Origin of the sequence: Streptomyces sp. HSW2009, assembly GCF_040240285.1 — a bacterium.
GTDB lineage: Bacteria > Actinomycetota > Actinomycetes > Streptomycetales > Streptomycetaceae > Streptomyces.
In genome coordinates this window covers 1-2,507 of record NZ_JBEHZD010000817.1, presented here as the reverse complement: position 1 = coordinate 2,507, position 2,507 = coordinate 1, and the positions used below count along the sequence as shown (strand labels likewise).

The 2,507-nt window shown below is 71.5% G+C and carries 3 protein-coding genes; all 3 read left to right on the top strand.

The genetic code is table 11. The features are described 5' to 3' along the window. The first annotated feature begins 196 nt into the window (after positions 1-196). Complete coding sequence (locus tag AAHZ94_RS32540; protein ID WP_349997308.1) at positions 197-727, top strand: GNAT family N-acetyltransferase; 531 nt, start codon at positions 197-199, stop codon at positions 725-727. A gap of 336 nt (positions 728-1,063) precedes the next feature. Next, entirely contained in the window at positions 1,064-1,477 is a 414-nt protein-coding gene (locus tag AAHZ94_RS32535; protein ID WP_349997307.1) for an ATP-binding protein, read from the top strand. A 16-nt stretch (positions 1,478-1,493) separates the two neighbouring features. Then, positions 1,494-2,399 (top strand): RNA polymerase sigma factor SigF, encoded by a 906-nt coding sequence (locus AAHZ94_RS32530; RefSeq protein WP_349997306.1) that lies wholly within the window; start codon positions 1,494-1,496, stop codon positions 2,397-2,399. Positions 2,400-2,507 lie beyond the last annotated feature (108 nt).

Below are 2,507 nucleotides of genomic sequence, written 5' to 3'. Positions count from 1 at the left end.
GTGTTCGTCCCCCCCGTCGCGGCCCGCCCCCCCGCCCGCGCCTTTAATGCCTAATGTGCCGCGCCCCCCCCCCCCCCCCGGGGGGCCCCCCCGCGGGGGCCCCCCACGCCCCCGCCACCCCCGCACACCGCCCGCCCCACCGCCGCGACCTGGCCCGACGGCCCGGTTGTCGGTCGCTCCGGTTACCTTTGGCCGCATGATCCGACCAGCAACACCCGCCGACGTCCCGGTGGTGCACGCCATGATCCGCGAACTCGCGGAGTACGAGCGCGAGCCGGAGTCCGCCAAGGCCACCGAGAAGCAGTTGCACGAGGCGCTCTTCGGCGAGCACCCGGCGGTCTTCGGCCTCATAGCCGAACAGCCGCGCAGGGCAACGGCGAGCGACCCGGACCCCACCGGCTGCGAGCCCGTCGGGTTCGCCCTGTGGTTCCGCAACTTCTCCACCTGGACCGGCACCCACGGCGTCTACCTGGAGGACCTGTACGTGCGCCCGTCCGCGCGCGGCGGCGGCCACGGCAAGGCGCTGCTGGCCGAGCTGGCCCGGATCTGTGTGGAACGCGGGTACGAACGCTTCGAATGGACGGTCCTCGACTGGAACGCCCCGTCGATCGCCTTCTACGAGTCGCTGGGCGCCGTGGCGATGGACGAATGGACCGTACGTCGACTCTCCGGCGCCCCGCTGCACCAACTCGCGGCTTCCGCAGCCGCCCCGCACAACGTCGGCTGACCACCCGCGATCCACCGGCCGACCTGGGAAAACGGCATCAGGTATGCGCATCGAAAGGGAGCGGGCCGGACAACGGAACGCCATCTCTTTCGATTGGGGGCCGCAAACCCCTAGCCACTGTGCGTACTCATATGCTTACCATGAGTGACGGTCATGTACTTCCGGCCTCGTACTCACCCTGGGCGAGCCATGCTCCGTCCGGGCGACACGAGGCCACAGATCGCGATAGCGTCGCAGGCGAACCATGTGCCGCGCCACTTCGTCCGCCTCCCACCATAGGGCAGACGGCCGGCACTCGTATCAGCTCAACCAGCTTGTGTCACCTTGGAGGTGAGGGTGTCCCAGATCGCAGGCGAGCCCGGGACCCAGGACTTCGTGGAAGTCCGGTTGCCCGCTGCGGGTGCCTACCTGTCGGTGCTGCGTACGGCCACAGCCGGCCTAGCAGCCCGTTTGGACTTCACCCTCGACGAAATCGAGGACCTACGCATCGCCGTGGACGAGGCGTGCGCGATCCTCCTGCAACAAGCGGTCCCCGGCAGCGTCCTCAGTTGCGTCTTCCGCCTGGTCGGAGACGCGCTCGGGGTGACGGTGTCGGCGCCCACCACCGACGGCCGCGCTCCCGAGCGCGACACCTTCGCCTGGACGGTGCTCTCGGCGCTGGCAGGCGAGGTCGACTCGACGGTCGGCGACGACCGTACGGTCAGCATCAGCCTGCACAAGAAGCGCGGCGCCGGGCCCGGCCAGCCGTAACGGAAAGGGGGGCTCCGTGAGTACTGCATCATCGCGGGGGGTGCGTGCCCCGGCCGTCCCGCAGCAGCCGGACCGGCCGCACCCCGCGGAACCGGAGCCGACCGGCGACGGATCAGAGCGGGCGGACCACATGGACCAGCACCAGCACGAGCAGCGGACCCACGATCCACAGGACCGAAGCGGCGCACGTGCGATGTTCATAGAGCTGCGCCAGCTCCCCGACGGCTCCGCCGAGCGCGCCGAACTGCGCAACACCCTCGTGCGGATGCACCTCCCGCTGGTCGAGCACCTCGCGCGGCGCTTCCGCAACCGCGGCGAACCGCTCGACGACCTCACCCAGGTCGCCACCATCGGGCTGATCAAGTCGGTCGACCGCTTCGACCCCGACCGCGGAGTGGAGTTCTCCACGTACGCGACGCCGACCGTCGTCGGCGAGATCAAGCGGCACTTCCGGGACAAGGGCTGGGCGGTGCGGGTGCCGCGCCGGCTCCAGGAGCTGCGACTGGCGCTGACCACGGCGACGGCCGAGCTCTCCCAGCGGCACGGCCGGGCGCCCACGGTGCACGAGCTGGCCGAGCACCTCGGGATCTCGGAAGAAGAGGTCCTGGAGGGGTTGGAGTCCGCCAACGCGTACAGCACCCTCTCGCTCGACGTGCCCGACACCGACGACGAGTCCCCCGCGGTCGCGGACACCCTCGGCGCCGAGGACGAGGCGCTGGAGGGCGTCGAGTACCGCGAATCCCTCAAGCCCCTGCTTGAGGACCTGCCACCGCGCGAGAAGAAGATCCTGCTGCTGAGGTTCTTCGGCAACATGACCCAGTCGCAGATCGCCCAGGAGGTCGGCATCTCCCAGATGCACGTCTCCCGACTCCTCGCCCGCACCCTCGCCCAGCTCCGGGAGAAGCTGCTCGTCGAGGAGTGAGCCGCGCCCCGGGCGCCGGGGCCCGGCCCCCCCCCCCCGCCCGCGCCCCCCCCGCCCCCCCCCGGCCCCGCCCCGCGCCCGCGCCCCGCGGCCCCGGGGCGCCCGCCC